The 19,592-nt window shown below is 41.2% G+C and carries 13 protein-coding genes, 6 tRNA genes, 3 rRNA genes and 1 pseudogene; 4 read left to right on the top strand and 19 right to left on the bottom strand.

Annotated features, from left to right (window positions below; all coding sequences use genetic code 11):
* Positions 1-4 precede the first annotated feature (4 nt).
* Positions 5-496 (top strand): TnsD family Tn7-like transposition protein, encoded by a 492-nt coding sequence (locus MKY88_RS22870; RefSeq protein WP_340814858.1) that lies wholly within the window; start codon positions 5-7, stop codon positions 494-496.
* On the opposite strand, the pseudogene MKY88_RS22875 reads toward MKY88_RS22870, so the two are convergent.
* Together MKY88_RS22875 and glmS are read right to left on the bottom strand one after the other, a co-directional pair.
* Positions 436-708: pseudogene (locus tag MKY88_RS22875) on the bottom strand (heteromeric transposase endonuclease subunit TnsA); the annotation flags it as partial. The gene MKY88_RS22870 and the pseudogene MKY88_RS22875 overlap by 61 nt on opposite strands.
* 132 nt (positions 709-840) lie before the next feature.
* Positions 841-2,643, bottom strand: coding sequence for a glutamine--fructose-6-phosphate transaminase (isomerizing) (gene glmS / locus MKY88_RS22880; protein WP_258270573.1), 1,803 nt, complete (start codon positions 2,641-2,643; stop codon positions 841-843).
* Positions 2,644-3,241: 598 nt separating this feature from the next.
* Between glmS and MKY88_RS24690 the strand changes: the two genes are divergently transcribed.
* Positions 3,242-3,481: a hypothetical protein gene (locus tag MKY88_RS24690; protein ID WP_419182587.1), complete on the top strand. Its 240-nt coding sequence runs from the start codon at positions 3,242-3,244 to the stop codon at positions 3,479-3,481.
* On the opposite strand, the gene MKY88_RS22890 is transcribed toward MKY88_RS24690, so the two are convergent.
* The 13 genes from MKY88_RS22890 to MKY88_RS22950 form a co-directional block, all read right to left on the bottom strand.
* The gene (locus MKY88_RS22890) at positions 3,467-3,982 is read right to left on the bottom strand and encodes a type 1 glutamine amidotransferase domain-containing protein (protein WP_340814859.1); all 516 of its coding nucleotides are present in this window, start codon (positions 3,980-3,982) and stop codon (positions 3,467-3,469) included. The genes MKY88_RS24690 and MKY88_RS22890 overlap by 15 nt on opposite strands.
* Positions 3,983-4,112: 130 nt before the next feature.
* Entirely contained in the window at positions 4,113-5,465 is a 1,353-nt protein-coding gene (glmM, locus tag MKY88_RS22895; protein ID WP_340814756.1) for a phosphoglucosamine mutase, read from the bottom strand.
* Between the two features lie 218 nt (positions 5,466-5,683).
* Complete coding sequence (locus MKY88_RS22900; RefSeq protein WP_258270574.1) at positions 5,684-6,760, bottom strand: CdaR family protein; 1,077 nt, start codon at positions 6,758-6,760, stop codon at positions 5,684-5,686.
* Positions 6,753-7,589, bottom strand: a complete 837-nt coding sequence (gene cdaA, locus MKY88_RS22905) for a diadenylate cyclase CdaA (RefSeq protein ID WP_328203634.1) — start codon at positions 7,587-7,589, stop codon at positions 6,753-6,755. The genes MKY88_RS22900 and cdaA overlap by 8 nt, the downstream gene beginning before the upstream one ends.
* A gap of 149 nt (positions 7,590-7,738) precedes the next feature.
* Positions 7,739-8,365: an anti-sigma factor family protein gene (locus MKY88_RS22910; RefSeq protein WP_328203636.1), complete on the bottom strand. Its 627-nt coding sequence runs from the start codon at positions 8,363-8,365 to the stop codon at positions 7,739-7,741.
* Positions 8,366-8,378: 13 nt separating this feature from the next.
* The gene (sigW, locus tag MKY88_RS22915) at positions 8,379-8,942 is read right to left on the bottom strand and encodes an RNA polymerase sigma factor SigW (RefSeq protein ID WP_004225410.1); all 564 of its coding nucleotides are present in this window, start codon (positions 8,940-8,942) and stop codon (positions 8,379-8,381) included.
* A 133-nt stretch (positions 8,943-9,075) separates the two neighbouring features.
* On the bottom strand, positions 9,076-9,981 hold the full coding sequence (gene rocF / locus MKY88_RS22920) for an arginase (RefSeq protein WP_069483030.1): 906 nt from the start codon (positions 9,979-9,981) through the stop codon (positions 9,076-9,078).
* A gap of 185 nt (positions 9,982-10,166) precedes the next feature.
* Positions 10,167-10,239: transfer RNA gene (locus MKY88_RS22925), tRNA-Lys, on the bottom strand.
* A gap of 12 nt (positions 10,240-10,251) precedes the next feature.
* A tRNA-Gln gene (locus MKY88_RS22930) sits at positions 10,252-10,326 on the bottom strand.
* A 14-nt stretch (positions 10,327-10,340) separates the two neighbouring features.
* A tRNA-Tyr gene (locus MKY88_RS22935) sits at positions 10,341-10,424 on the bottom strand.
* Positions 10,425-10,442: 18 nt separating this feature from the next.
* A tRNA-Val gene (locus MKY88_RS22940) sits at positions 10,443-10,518 on the bottom strand.
* 72 nt (positions 10,519-10,590) lie between these two features.
* Positions 10,591-10,665: transfer RNA gene (locus MKY88_RS22945), tRNA-Glu, on the bottom strand.
* A 111-nt stretch (positions 10,666-10,776) separates the two neighbouring features.
* A tRNA-Asn gene (locus MKY88_RS22950) sits at positions 10,777-10,853 on the bottom strand.
* Positions 10,854-11,119: 266 nt separating this feature from the next.
* Here MKY88_RS22950 and mbcS point away from each other — a divergent pair.
* A complete protein-coding gene (mbcS, locus tag MKY88_RS22955; protein WP_328203639.1) occupies positions 11,120-12,697 on the top strand; it encodes an acyl-CoA synthetase MbcS in 1,578 nt (525 codons plus the stop codon).
* 109 nt (positions 12,698-12,806) lie between these two features.
* Here mbcS and rrf read toward each other — a convergent pair.
* The 3 genes from rrf to MKY88_RS22970 form a co-directional block, all read right to left on the bottom strand.
* Positions 12,807-12,922 (bottom strand): 5S ribosomal RNA (gene rrf, locus MKY88_RS22960).
* A gap of 112 nt (positions 12,923-13,034) precedes the next feature.
* A 23S ribosomal RNA gene (locus MKY88_RS22965) occupies positions 13,035-15,962 on the bottom strand.
* Positions 15,963-16,270: 308 nt separating this feature from the next.
* Positions 16,271-17,822: ribosomal RNA gene (locus MKY88_RS22970) — 16S ribosomal RNA — on the bottom strand.
* Together the 16S, 23S and 5S rRNA genes form the textbook arrangement of a ribosomal RNA operon.
* 267 nt (positions 17,823-18,089) lie before the next feature.
* Here MKY88_RS22970 and MKY88_RS22975 point away from each other — a divergent pair.
* The gene (locus MKY88_RS22975) at positions 18,090-18,746 is read left to right on the top strand and encodes a hypothetical protein (RefSeq protein ID WP_340814757.1); all 657 of its coding nucleotides are present in this window, start codon (positions 18,090-18,092) and stop codon (positions 18,744-18,746) included.
* A 40-nt stretch (positions 18,747-18,786) separates the two neighbouring features.
* Here the strand turns inward: MKY88_RS22975 and MKY88_RS22980 are convergent, their stop codons facing one another.
* Entirely contained in the window at positions 18,787-19,461 is a 675-nt protein-coding gene (locus MKY88_RS22980) for a KinB-signaling pathway activation protein (protein ID WP_258269683.1), read from the bottom strand.
* Positions 19,462-19,592: the final 131 nt, after the last annotated feature.

Consider the following 19,592-nt stretch of genomic DNA (forward strand, 5'->3'; position numbering starts at 1 on the left):
CATTATTCAAGATGTAGACGTAACAAGGGATTTTAAAACGAAAAATTTAATTGGTACTTTTACATGTTCATGTGGATTTATTTATGCAAGAAAAAAGGGAACGAACATCTTTAAAATTGGACGAGTAAAGGCTTTTGGTGAGTCTTGGCAACAACGGTTAAATGAACTTGCCAATGAAAATTTAAGTGTACGAGCCGTGGCAAGAGAATTAGGTGTAGATTCGAAAACAAAACTGGCTTTTACAAATGGTAATAAGATTAATAAAGAAGATATACATGTTCAACAAGGCGAAATTCTAAGCCAAGAAAAAGTAGCCTTTATAGATGTTTTTATAGAACCGACAGATATTAATGAGGATGGAATTAAAGAATTTAATGATTCTTGGTTTGAATTGATTGGTGATTTAAGAAGTGAAGATCTTGATATGAATCAATTAATGACAATTGTTTCTTCCAAAGGCAATAAAGGAAATTGTTCTCGAATATCAACAACATAATCCGAATATTCAGTTAAATAAAAGTAATTTCGTTCCAAATCTGATAGAAATTCATGCTGTCTATTTGTTTTAATACCTTTTAAACGTGTAGACCGACCTTTCGAAGACACATCTTGAATGTTTAACCATGGTTTATAATCCGCTCCAACTCCAGAGCCGCGACCTTCTTTAATCCACTTTTCTACTTTAGATGTTCTAGTTCGTTTTGACATAAAAACACCCCTTTAGATTAATATTATCTAAAGGGGTAAAACGGTATAACTTTATTTTAAACGGTACATCTTTTTTACAAACGGTACAACTTTATTTCAAATCTACACAAACACTTCTAATATAAAACTCAATTACTCAACTGTCACCGATTTAGCTAAGTTACGTGGTTTATCCACATCACAACGACGGTGGAGTGCAGCATAGTAGCTGATTAACTGTAATGGCACTACTGAAACAAGTGGCGTTAGTAATTCGTGAACGTGTGGAATGACTAAACGGTCTCCATCCTCATCGATACCAGCCATCGCAATAATACATGGATATGCACCACGCGCAGCAACTTCTTTCACATTACCACGGATGTTTAGCCCAACTGATGCTTGTGTAACAAGTGCAAATACTGGTGTACCTTCTTCAATTAAAGCAATTGTTCCATGTTTAAGCTCACCGCCAGCAAAGCCTTCTGCTTGGATGTAAGAGATTTCTTTTAGTTTTAAGGCCCCTTCAAGGCTCACGTAGAAGTCCATATTACGACCAATGAAGAATGCGTTACGCGCGATTTTTAAGTAGTCTTCTGCGATGTCTTCTAATACATCTTTTGAGTCAATAATTGTTTGGATACCGTTTGCGGCAATCGCAAGCTCTTGTTTTAAATCAAATTCTAAGCCTGTGCCATTTGCTTTTGCTGTTACATATGCTGCTAAAGAAAGGACAGCTACTTGCGCCACATACGCTTTTGTAGAAGCTACCGCAATTTCCGGACCTGCATGTAATAACAATGTGTGATCAGCTTCTCGTGATAGAGTTGAGCCAGGAACATTTGTAATCGTTAATGTTGGGTAGCCAAGCTCTTTAATTTTTACTAGTACCTGACGGCTGTCTGCTGTTTCACCTGATTGTGTAATAAAGATAAATAAAGGTCTTTCTGAAAGTAATGGCATATTATAGCCAAATTCACTAGAGATATGAACTTCTACAGGGATACCAGCCATTTTTTCGAAATACTGTTTACCGATGAGACCTGCATGATAGCTTGTGCCCGCCGCAATAATATATAAACGATCTGCAGCTCGCAATGCTTCTAAGATTTCTGTATCTATTGTTAGATCGCCATTTTCACCCTCATACGCTTGAATAATTTTGCGAATGACTGTAGGCTGCTCATCCATTTCTTTTAACATATAATGAGGATATGTCCCCTTTTCAATATCGCTCATATCAAGCTCTGCTGTATATGGTGCACGTTCAACTACAGAACCATCTAGTTTTGTAATTTCAACGCTAGCCTTGTGTACAATCACAACCTCTTTGTCGTGAAGCTCTACATATTGATCTGTCACTTGTAGCATAGCCATTGCATCCGAAGCAACAACATTGAAGCCTTCACCAATTCCAACTAAAAGTGGGGATTTATTTTTTGCTACAAAGATTGTATCTGCAGCTTCTGCATCTAATAATGCAAGCGCATATGAACCATGTAGTAAAGATAATGTTTTACGGAAAGCATCTGCTGTGCTTAAACCTTCTTTTACAAACAACTCTACTAATTGCACGATAACCTCTGTATCTGTATCAGATTTCATCGGAATACCTTTTAAATACGTTTTTTGTAATAGATGATAGTTTTCAATTACACCATTGTGCACAAGCGTAAAACGCCCTGATGTACTTTGATGTGGGTGAGCATTTAAACGATTTGGTACACCATGTGTAGCCCAACGTGTATGACCAATACCAATTTTCGCAGCAACATCTTCATCTACCGCTCCTCGTAAATCTGCGATACGTCCTTTTTCTTTAAAAACAGTTACGCCTTCCTCATTACGGACTGCAATACCTGCTGAATCATAACCACGGTATTCTAGTTTCTCTAAACCTTTTAATAAAATTTCCTTTGCATCTGATTCACCAATATATCCTACAATTCCACACATAAATTCTCGTCCTCCGATATTGTCAATTTAACGCAATGTCAAAGTAGACCTCATCTATCGAAATCATTGAATGGCCAAGCATGCTTTATTTTTATATAAAATAAAACATTCCTGTTCATGCAATCAAATCATTCAGCCATCTGAATGGGCATTCGATATGTGAAGTTTTCTTCTATTCATCTATTGCTTTACGATACCTTTTCCACTTCCTGTACATTCAATCGCTCAAATGCTTTCAAAATGAAAAATGACAATCGGGTATGTCGATCGGGAGGTATCCGCCGAATTTTCGATAAACCTCCACCTCGTCTGCTGAAGATCCATTTCGTCCAATTTCTTCAGCTCAGGCGCTATAATTGTTCTCCGATTTTACGCTCTCTTTCCTCCTTTTGCGTTCGTTAAAGAACAAGGTCGGACCTCGTCTTCAACTTCTCCATCATACTCAATCATATGCTATCCGTCAAACTTTCGTTATAAAAAATACCTAGTACCCTTGCTTTTTCGTGACAAATATGTAGACAAACAATTGCTAGTGGTAGTAAAACCTTGACAAACACATTACTTAGTACTAATTGTTTTGGTTAGCGGGGGTGAATTTGTGGAGAATTTGAGCGAAATGCTCAAAGGCTTTTTAGAGGGAATTGTTTTAGAAATCATTAGTCGTGGCGAAATTTATGGATATAAAATTGTCAAACAACTTAAGAATATGGGCTTTGAGGGTATCGCAGAAGGCACATCAACCTTGGTCAAATCACAAATGAGCTCATCGCATTATACAAAAGATAGCAAAAGGCACAAGCCAAAACTGCTTGTGCCCTTTTTATTATTTACTAGCTAATAAATTTATTATTTCTCTATTAAAGGCAGGTAGGTCATCTGGTGTTCTACTTGTTACTAGTTGCTTTTGACAGACGAATACTTCCTCATCGTGGAATTTTGCCCCTGCATATTCTAAATCTACTTGAATGGATTTATAACCCGTGGCGTCACGACCATTTAGTGTTTTTGCCGTAATTAGTAGCTGCGGTCCATGACAAATGGCAAAGGTTGGTTTCATGTCATCCATAAAGGATTTCACAAACGCCACTACACGATCATCGGCGCGTAAAATATCTGGAGAAAAACCACCAGGTATAAACAGTGCATCAAAATCAGTCGCATTTACCTCATCAATGCCTTTATCAATTTTTACTGTTTCCCCATGTTTTCCTTTTACTTCTTTTCCTGCCTCTGTATCAATTGTTACTAGCTGATGTCCAGCCGCTTCTAAAGCTTCTTTAGGACTTGTAAATTCACTATCCTCGAACATATCGGTAATAACTGTAGCAATTTTAGCCATATCCATCAAACACTCCTTGTTATTGTGACTCCTTTTTACTGTTCCCCATCTTTTCTATTTCAAACATCCTTTTCAAACAAGAAAAACTCGATTTCCTAAAAACGGAAATCGAGTTAAGTTTCTATATTTACTATTCTGTTAAGCCCATTTCTGCACGTACAACATCTGCAATACGCTCAACAAAACGTTCACAATCTGTTTCTGTAGCAGCTTCCACCATTACACGGACAAGCGGCTCAGTACCTGAAGGACGTACTAAGACACGGCCATTTCCTGCCATTTCAGCTTCTACCTCTGCAATCACAGTGGCCACTTTCGTATTTTCAGTCACCGCATGCTTGTCTGTTACACGAACATTGACAAGACGCTGAGGATAGATTTTCATTTCGGCAGCAAGCTCTGACAGCTTCTTACCTGTTGCTTTCATAATGTCGACAAGCTGAATACCTGTTAGTAGACCATCGCCTGTTGTATTAAAATCTAGAAAAACAATATGTCCTGATTGTTCGCCACCTAAATTGTAATCATTAGCGCGCATTTCCTCTACAACATAGCGATCTCCTACTGCAGTTTGTATACTTTGCATACCATTATCTTCGACAGCCTTATAGAATCCCATATTGCTCATAACGGTTGAGACAATTGTTTGCTTCTTTAAACGACCAACTGCATTTAAATGTTTTCCAATAATGAACATAATTTGGTCGCCATCAACAATTTTACCGTTTTCATCCACAGCAATTAAACGGTCTCCGTCCCCATCAAACGCTAGACCAACATCTGCATCCTTTTCTAATACAAATTTAGCTAGTCCCTCTGGATGAGTTGAACCTACACCATCGTTAATATTTAGACCAGTTGGAGAAGCACCCATTGTAGAAATGTCCGCCTCTAGGTCCGCAAAAAGATGCGTCGCTAATGATGAGGTAGCACCATGTGCACAGTCTAATGCTACATGGATACCATCAAATTCTTCATCCACTGTTTGTTTTAAGTATTGAATATACTTTTGTCCGCCTTCGAAATAGTCACTTACAGATCCTAAATCTGCTCCTATTGGACGTGGTAAAGTATCCTCTTGAGCATCAAGTAAAACTTCAATTTCCTCTTCTTGTGCATCTGTTAGCTTAAAGCCATCTGGACCGAAGAATTTAATGCCGTTGTCTGCTACTGGGTTATGCGAAGCTGAAATCATGACGCCTGCATCTGCGCTCATAATGCGAGTAAGGTATGCCACACCAGGTGTTGAAATAATTCCAAGACGCATTACTTCTACCCCAATAGATAAAAGACCAGCAACAAGTGCACCTTCTAGCATCTCGCCTGAAATACGTGTGTCACGACCAATTAAAACCTTAGGACGGTCAGTTGCATCCTTCGTTAAAACATAGCCACCTATACGGCCAAGTTTAAATGCAAATTCCGGTGTTAGTTCACTATTGGCGACGCCACGGACGCCATCTGTTCCAAAATATTTACCCATTCTACTTATTCTCTCCTTCAATGCAAGACTGTGTCATATTCATCAATAGACACTTGTCCGCTTACTTTTGGAAAAGTCTGCTTTTATTCATTCATTGGTAATTTTTAATATTCCACTCAGTTAGTTTGTTTGGTTAATATATTACGATCTATCCACCAAAACAAACTCCGGTTGGATTTTTGATTTAGAATCAAAATAAAATTATAGTCAGATATTGTTTAAGAATCAATATCTTCCGTTTCATCGGTTGGCGTATTTTTATCAGTAGTAGTACTATCATCCTTCACATCAGTTTCTTCAGTTGGAGGTGGCGTTTCCTCTGTAGAAGCTGGTGTTTTCTGCTCTTCTTCTTTCTCCACTTGTGTAATATCTGCCTTCACTTTTATTTTTTTATCAGATATTTTTGTCACACCATCTGGTAATTTTACATCAATTTCATAAGTTTTTGACTCTGTAATTTTTGACAGGTCCACTGTTATTGGAATTTCTGTTAAACCATCAATAATCGATTTTCTGCCATATACTTTAATCATTTTTGGCGTAAATGTTAAAGAATTGATCGTTATATCTTCCAAAGCTTGCCCTGTTTCTCTCATAACAACTGGGAGTTCCCGACTATATTCCCCAATATCTACTTGAACATTAACAGTATCAGGTTCAATTGTCACATCAAGCTTATTTAAGTCTCGATCTAATACTTTTACTGCCGCATCCTGTGAGAAGGATTGCTTCAAGCCTGGCTCTCCAGCAACAGTTGCTTTTACATAGCTGATGCTTTCAATAGCACTTTTTGCACCTGTCACGTAAACAGTCGGTGGATCAGCTACCATATCCTTTAAAATATACCCTTCTTCGATTAGTCGAGTATTCATTTCAGGGTCCACTCGGAACTCTTTTGTGACCTTTTCCTCAATATTTACATGAATAGTTGCAGGGTCTAATGTAACCTTTAGCTTATCAGAAATATTTTCGTATTGTAGCTTTACATCATGCTCGCCAATCAATAGATTACTTAAATCAACAAATACGGAGAAATCCTTTGTTGCTCTTGTTTTTATAACAACAGGCATTGGCCCTTTTATCTTCACATCTACTGTTTCAGGTAAACCTGTTACAATCAGATTCTCATTATCATAATAAACATCTACTGGCACATCACGAATAATATCAGTCTGTTCAGTAGTGGTTGTTGTATTGATTGGAGATAGCTCGGTACGAACTGAGAAAAAAAGCAAAAATGCTAAAAATAGCGCGATGATTCTTAATACCCAAGGGCTATCCATCATTTTATCCATTCTTTTTCCCCCTCCAAGTTAACTTAGAGGCTGCATTTGACTCTTGTGCTGATCCGAACCACATTTTTCGTAATAGTGTCTCGAACTCCTCTAGAGAAAGATTACGATGGAGATTACCATTCAACGTAATACTAATAGCGCCTGTTTCTTCTGAGACAACGATTGTAATCGCATCCGTAACTTCACTTAAGCCAAGTGCAGCACGGTGGCGTGTCCCTAACTCTTTTGAAATAAATGGACTTTCAGATAGAGGTAAATAACAAGCTGCCGCTGTAACTTTATCTCTTTGCATAATAACCGCCCCATCATGTAGTGGCGTATTCGGTATAAAGATATTAATTAGCAATTCTGAAGAAATTTCAGCATTTAGACCTATACCTGTTTCAATATATTCGTTAAGACCTGTTTCTTTTTCAATTGAAATTAACGCACCTATTCGACGTTTAGCCATATAACTTACAGATTTTTTCATAGCCTCTATAAGCCTTGTTTGCTCCTCGTCTTCTTGACTAGACGATCGTTGGAAAAGTTTCCCTCTGCCAATTTGTTCTAAGCCTCGTCTGATTTCAGGCTGGAAAATAATAATAATAGCCAAGAAACCAAATTCAATGACCTGCTGTAACATCCAGCCTAACGTTTGTAACCCTAAAAGGTCTGTTGCAATTCGTGCAATAATAATGACGAAAATTCCCTTAAGTAATTGGACAGCCTTCGTACCTTTAATGAGGGTTAAGACCTTATAAACGACGTACCAAACTAGCAGTATATCGATGAAGTTAATAACAATATTCACAGGCGTTAAATCTGTGAAATGTTCAATAATTTGCACGTGGCATCCCCCACTTTTCATTACGAATCCATACACATTCAAGTATAGCACATTCTTATCAAATGTAACTTTTTTCAAATAAAAAGTCTACTCAGAAGAGTAGACCTTTCAGCCTCTCACGTGCACTATTTTTTAGGACGTATAGAGTGTTATTTAGTTTCTTCCTTTTCATCAAATGTAATGGCTGTCTTTACAGAATTTTTAATCGTATACCATAACCATTCAAATACTTCGTCAATTTCTTCAATTCTCCCTGAAACTACCGCTGAAGATGCCATATATTGCCCGTTTATGACTGTGACGTTTCCATCAACTTCTCCTTCAACAACCAAATCGCCATTTTTCACAACAATATCGCCCTTTACAACTTCTCCTGCAGGTACGATAACCGTTTGACCATCTACAACTAAATTGGGCTGCTTGGTCACAGAGAAATGCTGGTCATCCATAAAGCTACCGAGCAAGGTAGCACTCATAAATAAACAAAATACTGCCGCTGCCACAAAAAATGGATGTCGGCGTATCCATTTTTGTATGCCTACTCGACTTTTTGGTTTTGGTAAACGAGCCATTACTGCTGCTTCAAAATCCGGAGGCGCTGTAATATGGGAAGCACTCTTCACAAAGGCGATTGTTTCACTCAATTCATGCATCAACTGTTTACAATCATTACATGTATGCAAGTGTTGCTTTAACTCTTGCTCATGCTCACGACTAATGTCACCGTCTAAATAATCATGCATATAATCAATTATATGCTCTGGACAAGTATTCATGACGCTCCCCCTCCTACAGATTGTTTAACTGCTTACGTAATGCCTCACGTCCGCGGTGAATTCTCGTTTTCACCGTTCCAAGCGGCATATCTAAAATCTCGCTAATCTCTTGCAACGATAACTCTTCTATATATTTCAATACTATAACCGAACGGTATTTATCCGGCAAACGTCCAATTTCGTATTGAATGCGATCTTGCAGCTCCATTTGCTCTAACTGCTCCTCTGGTAGCTGGTCGTCTGCTGCGATTTGTGAATACATATCAAGCCCTTCTGTACCAGCTACTTCTGCATCTAAATAATAATCCGGTTTCTTTTTCCGAATACGATCTATACAGAGGTTTGTCGCTATGCGATAAAGCCACGTCGAAAACTTTCTTTTCTGATCAAAAGTATGCAAATTCATATATGCCCGAACAAAAGCTTCCTGAGCAATATCTTCAGATTCTTGTTTGTTACCTAACATTCGATAGCATACTTGGTACAGTTTGTGCTGATAGAGACTCACAATATCGGCAAATGCGTTTTGATCGCCTTTAAGCACTTGTTTTATTCTCTTATTTACTAACGCATCCATTGTGTTGACTTCTCCACCTTTACAACTGTCTTATACTATACGACCCACCGATAAGAAAAGTTTCGTTTTATTTCAATTATAGCAAAAGATTTTTATGCAATGTGGCTACAGGCAATTTTTTGAAAATTTTTCTTTAAACTAAAGTTTCTCCAAATAATGATCCCATTAAAGCAACAGCTACATTTGCTGTTGTATTTTTCTCGTCTAATATCGGATTAACTTCTACAAACTCTGCTGAAGTTAACATTCCTGATTCTTGTAACATTTCCATCGCTAAATGACTTTCTCGATACGTAATTCCGCCTGGCACTGGTGTTCCAACCCCTGGTGTATAAAGAGGGTCAAGTCCATCTAAATCAAGCGATAGGTGTAATCCATCAACATTGCGCTCTTTTAAATAGGCAAGTGCATCTTCCATAACACGCGTCATGCCAAGTCGGTCAATTTCATGCATAGTGTACACTTTAATTCCTTGTTCACGAATCAAATCACGCTCACCTGGATCTACAGAACGAGCTCCGATAATAATAACGTTTTCTGGCTTAATTTTGGGCACATTATTACGAATTTGAACTAAACGTTCATGCCCAAGCCCAATACTAACTGCTAAAGGCATTCCATGTATGTTGCCTGAAGGTGTAGTTTCAGGTGTATTTAAATCTGCATGTGCATCATACCAAATAACACCTAGATTTTTATAATGTTCTCCTAATCCTGCAAGTGTCCCAATAGCAATACTATGGTCTCCACCAAATACAAGTGGGAATTTTTTTTGTTCGACTACATCATGTACGCTATTAGCTAAAGCCGTACTAACTTCTACTACTTCCTCTAAATTCAATAACTTTTCATCTACTGCCGCGTTTGCATGCTTTTGACTAACACGAATATCCCCTTGATCTTGTACCTCGTGTCCAATACTTGCTAAACGTTCAACAACGCCTGCATAACGAATAGCACTTGGTCCCATATCTACACCTCGGCGTGTTTGTCCGTAATCTGTTGGTACTCCAATAATAGAAATATTAAGTTTATTCATGTTTTTATACCCCCTAAAAGTTATAAGACTATTGTAAAGCCTACTTACTACTTGGCTCAACTCAACATAAATGTGCATATTTATTCAATTGCAAATAGCATAAAAAAATCTCCTACTGTTTTCAGTAAGAGATTAGTTATCTGTATTTATTATATCACTTTTGAATATATTTTATTCTATAAAAGTGAGCCATGAAGGACTCGAACCTTCGACCCTCTGATTAAAAGTCAGATGCTCTACCAACTGAGCTAATGGCTCATAAAAGAAAAATGGCTGGGGTACTAGGATTCGAACCTAGGCATGACGGAATCAAAATCCGTTGCCTTACCGCTTGGCTATACCCCAATCATTTATAAAACTGGTGGAGGGGGACGGATTCGAACCGCCGAACCCTAAGGAGCGGATTTACAGTCCGCCGCGTTTAGCCACTTCGCTACCCCTCCGAAATAACACAAGAATAATGGTGGAGGATGACGGGCTCGAACCGCCGACCCTCTGCTTGTAAGGCAGATGCTCTCCCAGCTGAGCTAATCCTCCATAGAAACAGGTGTGTTATATCACAGTTTATTTTCTTCTTAAAGCCTGTACATCATGATGATGTATTTTAAATGGTGACCCCTACGGGATTCGAACCCGTGTTACCGCCGTGAAAGGGCGGTGTCTTAACCACTTGACCAAGGGGCCAAACTTATGTCTTAAACAAGACAAGAATTATAATAACACTATTTCTACATTCTTGCAACACTTTTCTACATTTTTTTATGTATAAAACCATCTTAAAAATGAGCAAAAAAATGGCTCCGAAGGCAGGACTCGAACCTGCGACAACCTGATTAACAGTCAGGTGCTACTACCAACTGAGCTACTTCGGAACAATACTATTCAAATCGATCTTAGATGACCTCTTAAGTACATTTATTATTATAGCAAGCATTCGAAATAATGCAACACATTTGTGTAAAATATTATATTTTTTTGTCGAGGCCTTCTTAAATATTACTTAGAAACCATAATAGTTCTCTATTAAATCTAAAATTTCTATTTTGTGTATTAAATATTCTTGCTGTATATTATTGCAATTGTTAAAATAAAAATAGTTTTATGAATTTTCTATCATTTTAGGGGGAGGAATGTTCAAATGGTAATAGAGGATTTAATTGCACCGGATGTTTATAACATCACAGAGGAATTAGAAAAGTTTTCGCAAGATAGTGAACGCCAAGCCATACGTTGGTTAAATACACAAGAAGAGAGACAAACCGTTACTTACGTAGAACTTGTTCAAAAAATGAATCAATACGCTAATGCCTTTACGAAGAAAGGGCTTCAAAAAGGAGATCGTGTATTAGTTATTATTCCTCGTCTACCAGAGGCCTATTTTGTTTTCCTAGGCTGTTTAAAAGCGGGTATTGTTCCTATTTCCTGTTCAGAAATGTTACGCGCAAGTGATTTAGAGTATCGTATGGAGCATTCTTCTGCTAGTGCTGTTATCGCATATGAAGTATTCACTAATGAAGTAGACAAAATTTCGCCTTCTGTAGATGCTTTAAAAAACAAAATGGTCATCGGAACAGCTACAGGAGATTGGTCTTCTTTAAATGAATTGGCTAGCTCTCAGCCAAATACATTTACTGCTGTTGCTACTAAACGTGATGACATGGCATTCCTTTCTTATACTTCTGGAACAACAGGCAAGCCTAAAGGTGTCGTTCATTCTCATGGCTGGGGCTACGCGCATATTCGAACAGCGGCTGCACAGTGGCTTTGTGTACGTGAAGGAGACTTAGTATGGGCAACTGCAGCTCCAGGCTGGCAAAAATGGATTTGGAGTCCGTTCCTCTCTACCATTATGTTGGGAGCAACTGCCTTTGTTTATCATGGTGGGTTTGATGCAAAAACATATCTTCAGCTGTTGCAGAATGAAAAAGTTAATGTTCTTTGCTGCACACCAACTGAATATCGTATTATGGCGAAACTTGAGAATTTAAATGACTATAATCTATCATCTCTTCGTAGCGCTGTCTCTGCTGGTGAGCCATTAAATAGACCGGTCATTGAAACATTTAAGAATCAATTTGGTCTAAAAGTCCGCGATGGTTATGGTCAAACTGAAAATACATTACTCATTGGTACTTTGGAAAATACGGAGCTACGACCTGGTTCCATGGGTGTCCCAACTCCAGGTAATATTGTCCGTATTATCGACAATGAAGGCAATGAGGCACCTGTTGGCGAGGTTGGCGATATCGCCATACACAAATCATCACCAGCCTTGTTTAAAGAGTATTATCGTGAGCCTGAGCGCACACAAGCGGCATTCCGAGGTGAATGGTACATTACAGGTGATCAAGCAAAATGTGATGAAGATGGTTACTTCTGGTTTGAAGGTCGGGGCGACGATATTATTATCTCATCTGGTTACACTATTGGCCCATTTGAAGTGGAAGATGCCTTAAACAAACATGATGCTGTACAAGAGTGTGCCGTTGTCGCTGCTCCAGATGAAATTAGAGGGCATATTGTCAAAGCCTACGTAATCTTACGGGATGGCTATAAGGGACACAATGAAGAAGAACTAATCAAGGAGCTACAGGAGCATGTAAAAGCACTGACAGCGCCTTATAAATATCCTCGTAGTATTGTCTTTATCGATGAGTTACCAAAAACAACATCTGGGAAAATTCGTCGTATCGAACTACGAGCAGCAACTGTTTAAAATAGTAAGGAGGCATTTCGTTGAATGAAATGCCTCCTTTTTTATCTACTTTTTGGAATTTTAGACAGAAAAAAAGCCACTACTGAGTGTATCAGTAGCGACTTTTTGCGCCTAGCGACGTCCTACTCTCACAGGGGGAAGCCCCCAACTACCATCGGCGCTAAAGAGCTTAACTTCCGTGTTCGGTATGGGAACGGGTGTGACCTCTTTGCCATCATCACTAGACTATGGTCGACCTTCCATACACGGCGTATTGCTGTGTCTAGAAGCTCTCTTTTTTGAAAGAATTGTTCTTTCAAAACTGGATAAACGGTTCATTGAATGCTTCAAACTTTTTTTGGTTAAGTCCTCGATCGATTAGTATTCGTCAGCTCCATGTGTCACCACACTTCCACCTCGAACCTATCTACCTCATCGTCTTTGAGGGATCTTACTTACTTGCGTAATGGGAAATCTCATCTTGAGGGGGGCTTCATGCTTAGATGCTTTCAGCACTTATCCCGTCCACACATAGCTACCCAGCGATGCCTTTGGCAAGACAACTGGTACACCAGCGGTGTGTCCATCCCGGTCCTCTCGTACTAAGGACAGCTCCTCTCAAATTTCCTACGCCCACGACGGATAGGGACCGAACTGTCTCACGACGTTCTGAACCCAGCTCGCGTACCGCTTTAATGGGCGAACAGCCCAACCCTTGGGACCGACTACAGCCCCAGGATGCGATGAGCCGACATCGAGGTGCCAAACCTCCCCGTCGATGTGGACTCTTGGGGGAGATAAGCCTGTTATCCCCGGGGTAGCTTTTATCCGTTGAGCGATGGCCCTTCCATGCGGAACCACCGGATCACTAAGCCCGTCTTTCGACCCTGCTCGACTTGTAGGTCTCGCAGTCAAGCTCCCTTGTGCCTTTACACTCTACGAATGATTTCCAACCATTCTGAGGGAACCTTTGGGCGCCTCCGTTACCTTTTAGGAGGCGACCGCCCCAGTCAAACTGTCCGCCTGACACTGTCTCCTGCCCCGCTAAGGGGCATGGGTTAGAATTTCAATACAACCAGGGTAGTATCCCACCGACGCCTCCTTCGAAGCTGGCGCTCCGAGATCTCTGGCTCCTACCTATCCTGTACAAGTTGTACCAAAATTCAATATCAGGCTACAGTAAAGCTCCACGGGGTCTTTCCGTCCTGTCGCGGGTAACCTGCATCTTCACAGGTACTATAATTTCACCGAGTCTCTCGTTGAGACAGTGCCCAGATCGTTACGCCTTTCGTGCGGGTCGGAACTTACCCGACAAGGAATTTCGCTACCTTAGGACCGTTATAGTTACGGCCGCCGTTTACTGGGGCTTCAATTCGCAGCTTCGCTTGCGCTAACCACTCCTCTTAACCTTCCAGCACCGGGCAGGCGTCAGCCCCTATACGTCACCTTACGGTTTTGCAGAGACCTGTGTTTTTGCTAAACAGTCGCCTGGGCCTATTCACTGCGGCTCTCATGCGCTTGCACGCTCAAGAGCACCCCTTCTCCCGAAGTTACGGGGTCATTTTGCCGAGTTCCTTAACGAGAGTTCTCTCGCACACCTTAGGATTCTCTCCTCGACTACCTGTGTCGGTTTGCGGTACGGGCACCTCTCACCTCGATAGAGGCTTTTCTTGGCAGTGTGAAATCAGGAACTTCGTCCATACGGACTCGCCATCACAGCTCAACGTTACAGTGTGCGGATTTGCCTACACACACGCCTTACTGCTTGGACGCGCATAACCAACAGCGCGCTTACCCTATCCTACTGCGTCCCCCCATTTCTCAAACGGTGAGGAGGTGGTACAGGAATATCAACCTGTTGTCCATCGCCTACGCCTATCGGCCTCGGCTTAGGTCCCGACTAACCCTGAGCGGACGAGCCTTCCTCAGGAAACCTTAGTCATACGGTGGACGGGATTCTCACCCGTCTTTCGCTACTCATACCGGCATTCTCACTTCTAAGCGCTCCACCAGTCCTTCCGGTCTGACTTCAACGCACTTAGAACGCTCTCCTACCACTGACATCGTAGATGTCAATCCACAGCTTCGGTGAATCGTTTAGCCCCGATACATTTTCGGCGCAGCGTCACTCGACCAGTGAGCTATTACGCACTCTTTAAATGATGGCTGCTTCTAAGCCAACATCCTGGTTGTCTGTGCAACGCCACATCCTTTTCCACTTAACGATTACTTTGGGACCTTAGCTGGTGGTCTGGGCTGTTTCCCTTTTGACTACGGATCTTATCACTCGCAGTCTGACTCCCGTGTATAAATATCTGGCATTCGGAGTTTGTCTGAATTCGGTAAACCGGGATGGCCCCCTAGTCCAAACAGTGCTCTACCTCCAGTATTCTCATCACGAGGCTAGCCCTAAAGCTATTTCGGAGAGAACCAGCTATCTCCAAGTTCGATTGGAATTTCTCCGCTACCCACACCTCATCCCCGCACTTTTCAACGTGCGTGGGTTCGGGCCTCCAGTAAGTGTTACCTTACCTTCACCCTGGACATGGGTAGATCACCTGGTTTCGGGTCTACGACCACGTACTATTTCGCCCTATTCAGACTCGCTTTCGCTGCGGCTCCGCCTTCTAAAGCTTAACCTCGCACGTAATCGTAACTCGCCGGTTCATTCTACAAAAGGCACGCTATCACCCATTAACGGGCTCTAACTACTTGTAGGCACACGGTTTCAGGATCTCTTTCACTCCCCTTCCGGGGTGCTTTTCACCTTTCCCTCACGGTACTGGTTCACTATCGGTCACTAGGTAGTATTTAGCCTTGGGAGATGGTCCTCCCGGATTCCGACGGAATTTCACGTGTTCCGCCGTACTCAGGATCCACTCAGGAGAGAACGAACTTTCGACTACAGGGCTTTTACCTGCTCTGGCGGACCTTTCCAAGTCGCTTCATCTAACTCGCTCTTTTGTAACTCCGTATTGAGTGTCCTACAACCCCAAGAGGCAAGCCTCTTGGTTTGGGCTCTTCCCGTTTCGCTCGCCGCTACTCAGGGAATCGATTTTTCTTTCTCTTCCTCCAGGTACTTAGATGTTTCAGTTCCCTGGGTCTGCCTTCAAGACGCTATGTATTCACGTCAAGATACTACGCGATTAAACGTAGTGGGTTCCCCCATTCGGAAATCTCCGGATCAAAGCTCACTTACAGCTCCCCGAAGCATATCGGTGTTAGTGCCGTCCTTCTTCGGCTCCTAGTGCCAAGGCATTCGCCGTGCGCCCTTAATAACTTAACCTATCAGCTTTCAATACACATCACATTTCGTTGTCAGCTTCACTCGTTCATTCAGTCACGTACTGAAGTACGCTCCTTCATTTACTCGATTGCTTCCTAGAACTGCTCGTGTCTTGAAACCTTTTAATGTTATTAAGCCTATAAAAAAACTTAAAAAAATAAATGTGTTTGTTACTATTTCAATGTCGTTTTATCCAGTTTTCAAAGAACAAGTTTTGAAGTATTTCATTCAGAAAGAATGAACCTTCAAAACTGAACGCAAAACGTAATCTTACAAACCCTAGGTTTGTATTCCGAAAATATCCTTAGAAAGGAGGTGATCCAGCCGCACCTTCCGATACGGCTACCTTGTTACGACTTCACCCCAATCATCTATCCCACCTTCGGCGGCTGGCTCCAAAAGGTTACCTCACCGACTTCGGGTGTTACAAACTCTCGTGGTGTGACGGGCGGTGTGTACAAGGCCCGGGAACGTATTCACCGCGGCATGCTGATCCGCGATTACTAGCGATTCCGGCTTCATGTAGGCGAGTTGCAGCCTACAATCCGAACTGAGAACGACTTTATCGGATTAGCTCCCTCTCGCGAGTTGGCAACCGTTTGTATCGTCCATTGTAGCACGTGTGTAGCCCAGGTCATAAGGGGCATGATGATTTGACGTCATCCCCACCTTCCTCCGGTTTGTCACCGGCAGTCACCTTAGAGTGCCCAACTAAATGATGGCAACTAAGATCAAGGGTTGCGCTCGTTGCGGGACTTAACCCAACATCTCACGACACGAGCTGACGACAACCATGCACCACCTGTCACCGTTGCCCCCGAAGGGGAAACCATATCTCTACAGTGGTCAACGGGATGTCAAGACCTGGTAAGGTTCTTCGCGTTGCTTCGAATTAAACCACATGCTCCACCGCTTGTGCGGGCCCCCGTCAATTCCTTTGAGTTTCAGTCTTGCGACCGTACTCCCCAGGCGGAGTGCTTAATGCGTTAGCTGCAGCACTAAGGGGCGGAAACCCCCTAACACTTAGCACTCATCGTTTACGGCGTGGACTACCAGGGTATCTAATCCTGTTTGCTCCCCACGCTTTCGCGCCTCAGTGTCAGTTACAGACCAGATAGTCGCCTTCGCCACTGGTGTTCCTCCAAATCTCTACGCATTTCACCGCTACACTTGGAATTCCACTATCCTCTTCTGCACTCAAGTCTCCCAGTTTCCAATGACCCTCCACGGTTGAGCCGTGGGCTTTCACATCAGACTTAAGAAACCACCTGCGCGCGCTTTACGCCCAATAATTCCGGACAACGCTTGCCACCTACGTATTACCGCGGCTGCTGGCACGTAGTTAGCCGTGGCTTTCTAATAAGGTACCGTCAAGGTACAGCCAGTTACTACTGTACTTGTTCTTCCCTTACAACAGAGTTTTACGAACCGAAATCCTTCTTCACTCACGCGGCGTTGCTCCATCAGGCTTTCGCCCATTGTGGAAGATTCCCTACTGCTGCCTCCCGTAGGAGTCTGGGCCGTGTCTCAGTCCCAGTGTGGCCGATCACCCTCTCAGGTCGGCTACGCATCGTCGCCTTGGTGAGCCGTTACCTCACCAACTAGCTAATGCGCCGCGGGCCCATCCTATAGCGACAGCCGAAACCGTCTTTCAGTGTTTCACCATGAGGTGAAACAGATTATTCGGTATTAGCCCCGGTTTCCCGGAGTTATCCCAAACTATAAGGTAGGTTGCCCACGTGTTACTCACCCGTCCGCCGCTAACGTCAAAGGAGCAAGCTCCTTCTCTGTTCGCTCGACTTGCATGTATTAGGCACGCCGCCAGCGTTCGTCCTGAGCCAGGATCAAACTCTCCATAAAAGAAATTTGATTAGCTCAAATTGTTTTGCTGGCATCAATTTTGATGTCCAAAATTTTGTTTTGTTCACTAGTCAAGCTAGCTATTAAAAACTTTATTGATTACGTTTTGCTTGTTCAGTTTTCAAGGTTCATGTTGTTTGTTTCACTGTCACCTCTTGGCGACTTATACATAATAACATCGATTATTCATGAAAGTCAACACTAAATCATAAGTTTTTTTAAAGAGACTTATTTTTTATTTAAAATTATAGAAACGAGGTTGTTATTATGATCCGTAAAACGTTGATTTCACTGCTTCTATTCGGAATTCTCTTTGTTTTTCTAAAGCCTATAAATTCTACGATGATTTCTGTATTTAATATTGCGAACGCACCAGTTGTCGTTACAAAAGGTCATTACGGCACATCTCTTGTTGTCGAGGTTTCATTCTCTGATGAGTCTCTAATAGATTGGCTTAAAACGGTAAAAGAACCTTATCCCCTTCTTCTTCTAGATACAGATTGGATCAAGCGTTCCCCGGACCATATAAAAATTATTCAAGAACGGAAATTACCTACAGGACTACTTGGACCAGAGGATTCAATAGAAAAACCTATAAACATTGATCTTGTACAAAAGGATATTGATATTTATGAACAATATTTGAAGGAAAAGCCACTTTGGTTTGCTACTCGGAACCACCAGTATTCACAAGACTTACAAAAATCTTTGTTTCAGCAACAAATGAATTTGCTATCTCCTTCCCTTATTTGGCAGGGTGAGAAAACACCAAAACTCCAAAAAGGGGACTTTATATTTGTTCCATTACACCAAGATAGCTCATTTACTTTTAAAGAACTTAATACTTTAATACAGCAAAATAAGTTTATGTCCATTGAGGAAAATATATTTGGCTATAAAGTGCAAACTAAAAAGTCTCCATAAAAAAAATTGCCTCTATTTTGTAGGAGGCAATTTTTTTCATTTAAGCATTTTTTGCTTGTTTTTGGCGCGCTTTGCGACGTGCTTCTAATTTTTGACGATCTTCATCGGATTTTGCATTATATTTTGGCAATACTAATAATTGATATGCATTAACCGCCAATAACGGGAATAATAATAATGCGACGTATTCATTGATATTTTCATCACGACCCATTAACGCAATTGTCCATTCCAGAGTTGTAATAACAATCATGAAGAACAGAGCAGAAATGAATACATGTTTTTTCCCTGTTAACTTTACTTTTTGAACGGCTGTAGCCATGGCTCCAAAAATGAGGACGATTAATAATCCAACATAGAACAACCAGCTTTGTCCATCCTTTACACCAGGTACAAAACGGAAGAAGATAATATCGAAAATAGTAATTGCAACAAGTAAAAGCTGTACCCAATTCCACAATGTGAGTGTTCTAAAGATATTTACACCGACTTGATGGAGTGTTAAATAAGCGAAAAAACCAGCCTGTGCAATAACACTCATTGTAAATCCTAAGAAGACCATCCATAACAGTCCAGCGAAAAATTCTCCCCAATGACCGTTTGCTATGTATGGTTGGAAGAAATCCCAGCGAATAAATAAACTAAAAACTCCGTTGACTATCCCACCAACGAGCATTGCAAAGAAGAAAAACTTTGCCCAATTTCGTATCGTCACAACTAAAAGTCCCCCAATTTCTCAATATATCTGTCCTTATTTTATCAATGCATTGTTAAAAAAGCTATTTCTCATCTTTCCCAATACATAAAGTCATCAGAAATGTGAACAATAATTGAAAGAGTCTATCT

Origin of the sequence: Lysinibacillus sp. FSL R7-0073, from assembly GCF_038009065.1 — a bacterium.
Lineage (GTDB): Bacteria > Bacillota > Bacilli > Bacillales_A > Planococcaceae > Lysinibacillus > Lysinibacillus fusiformis.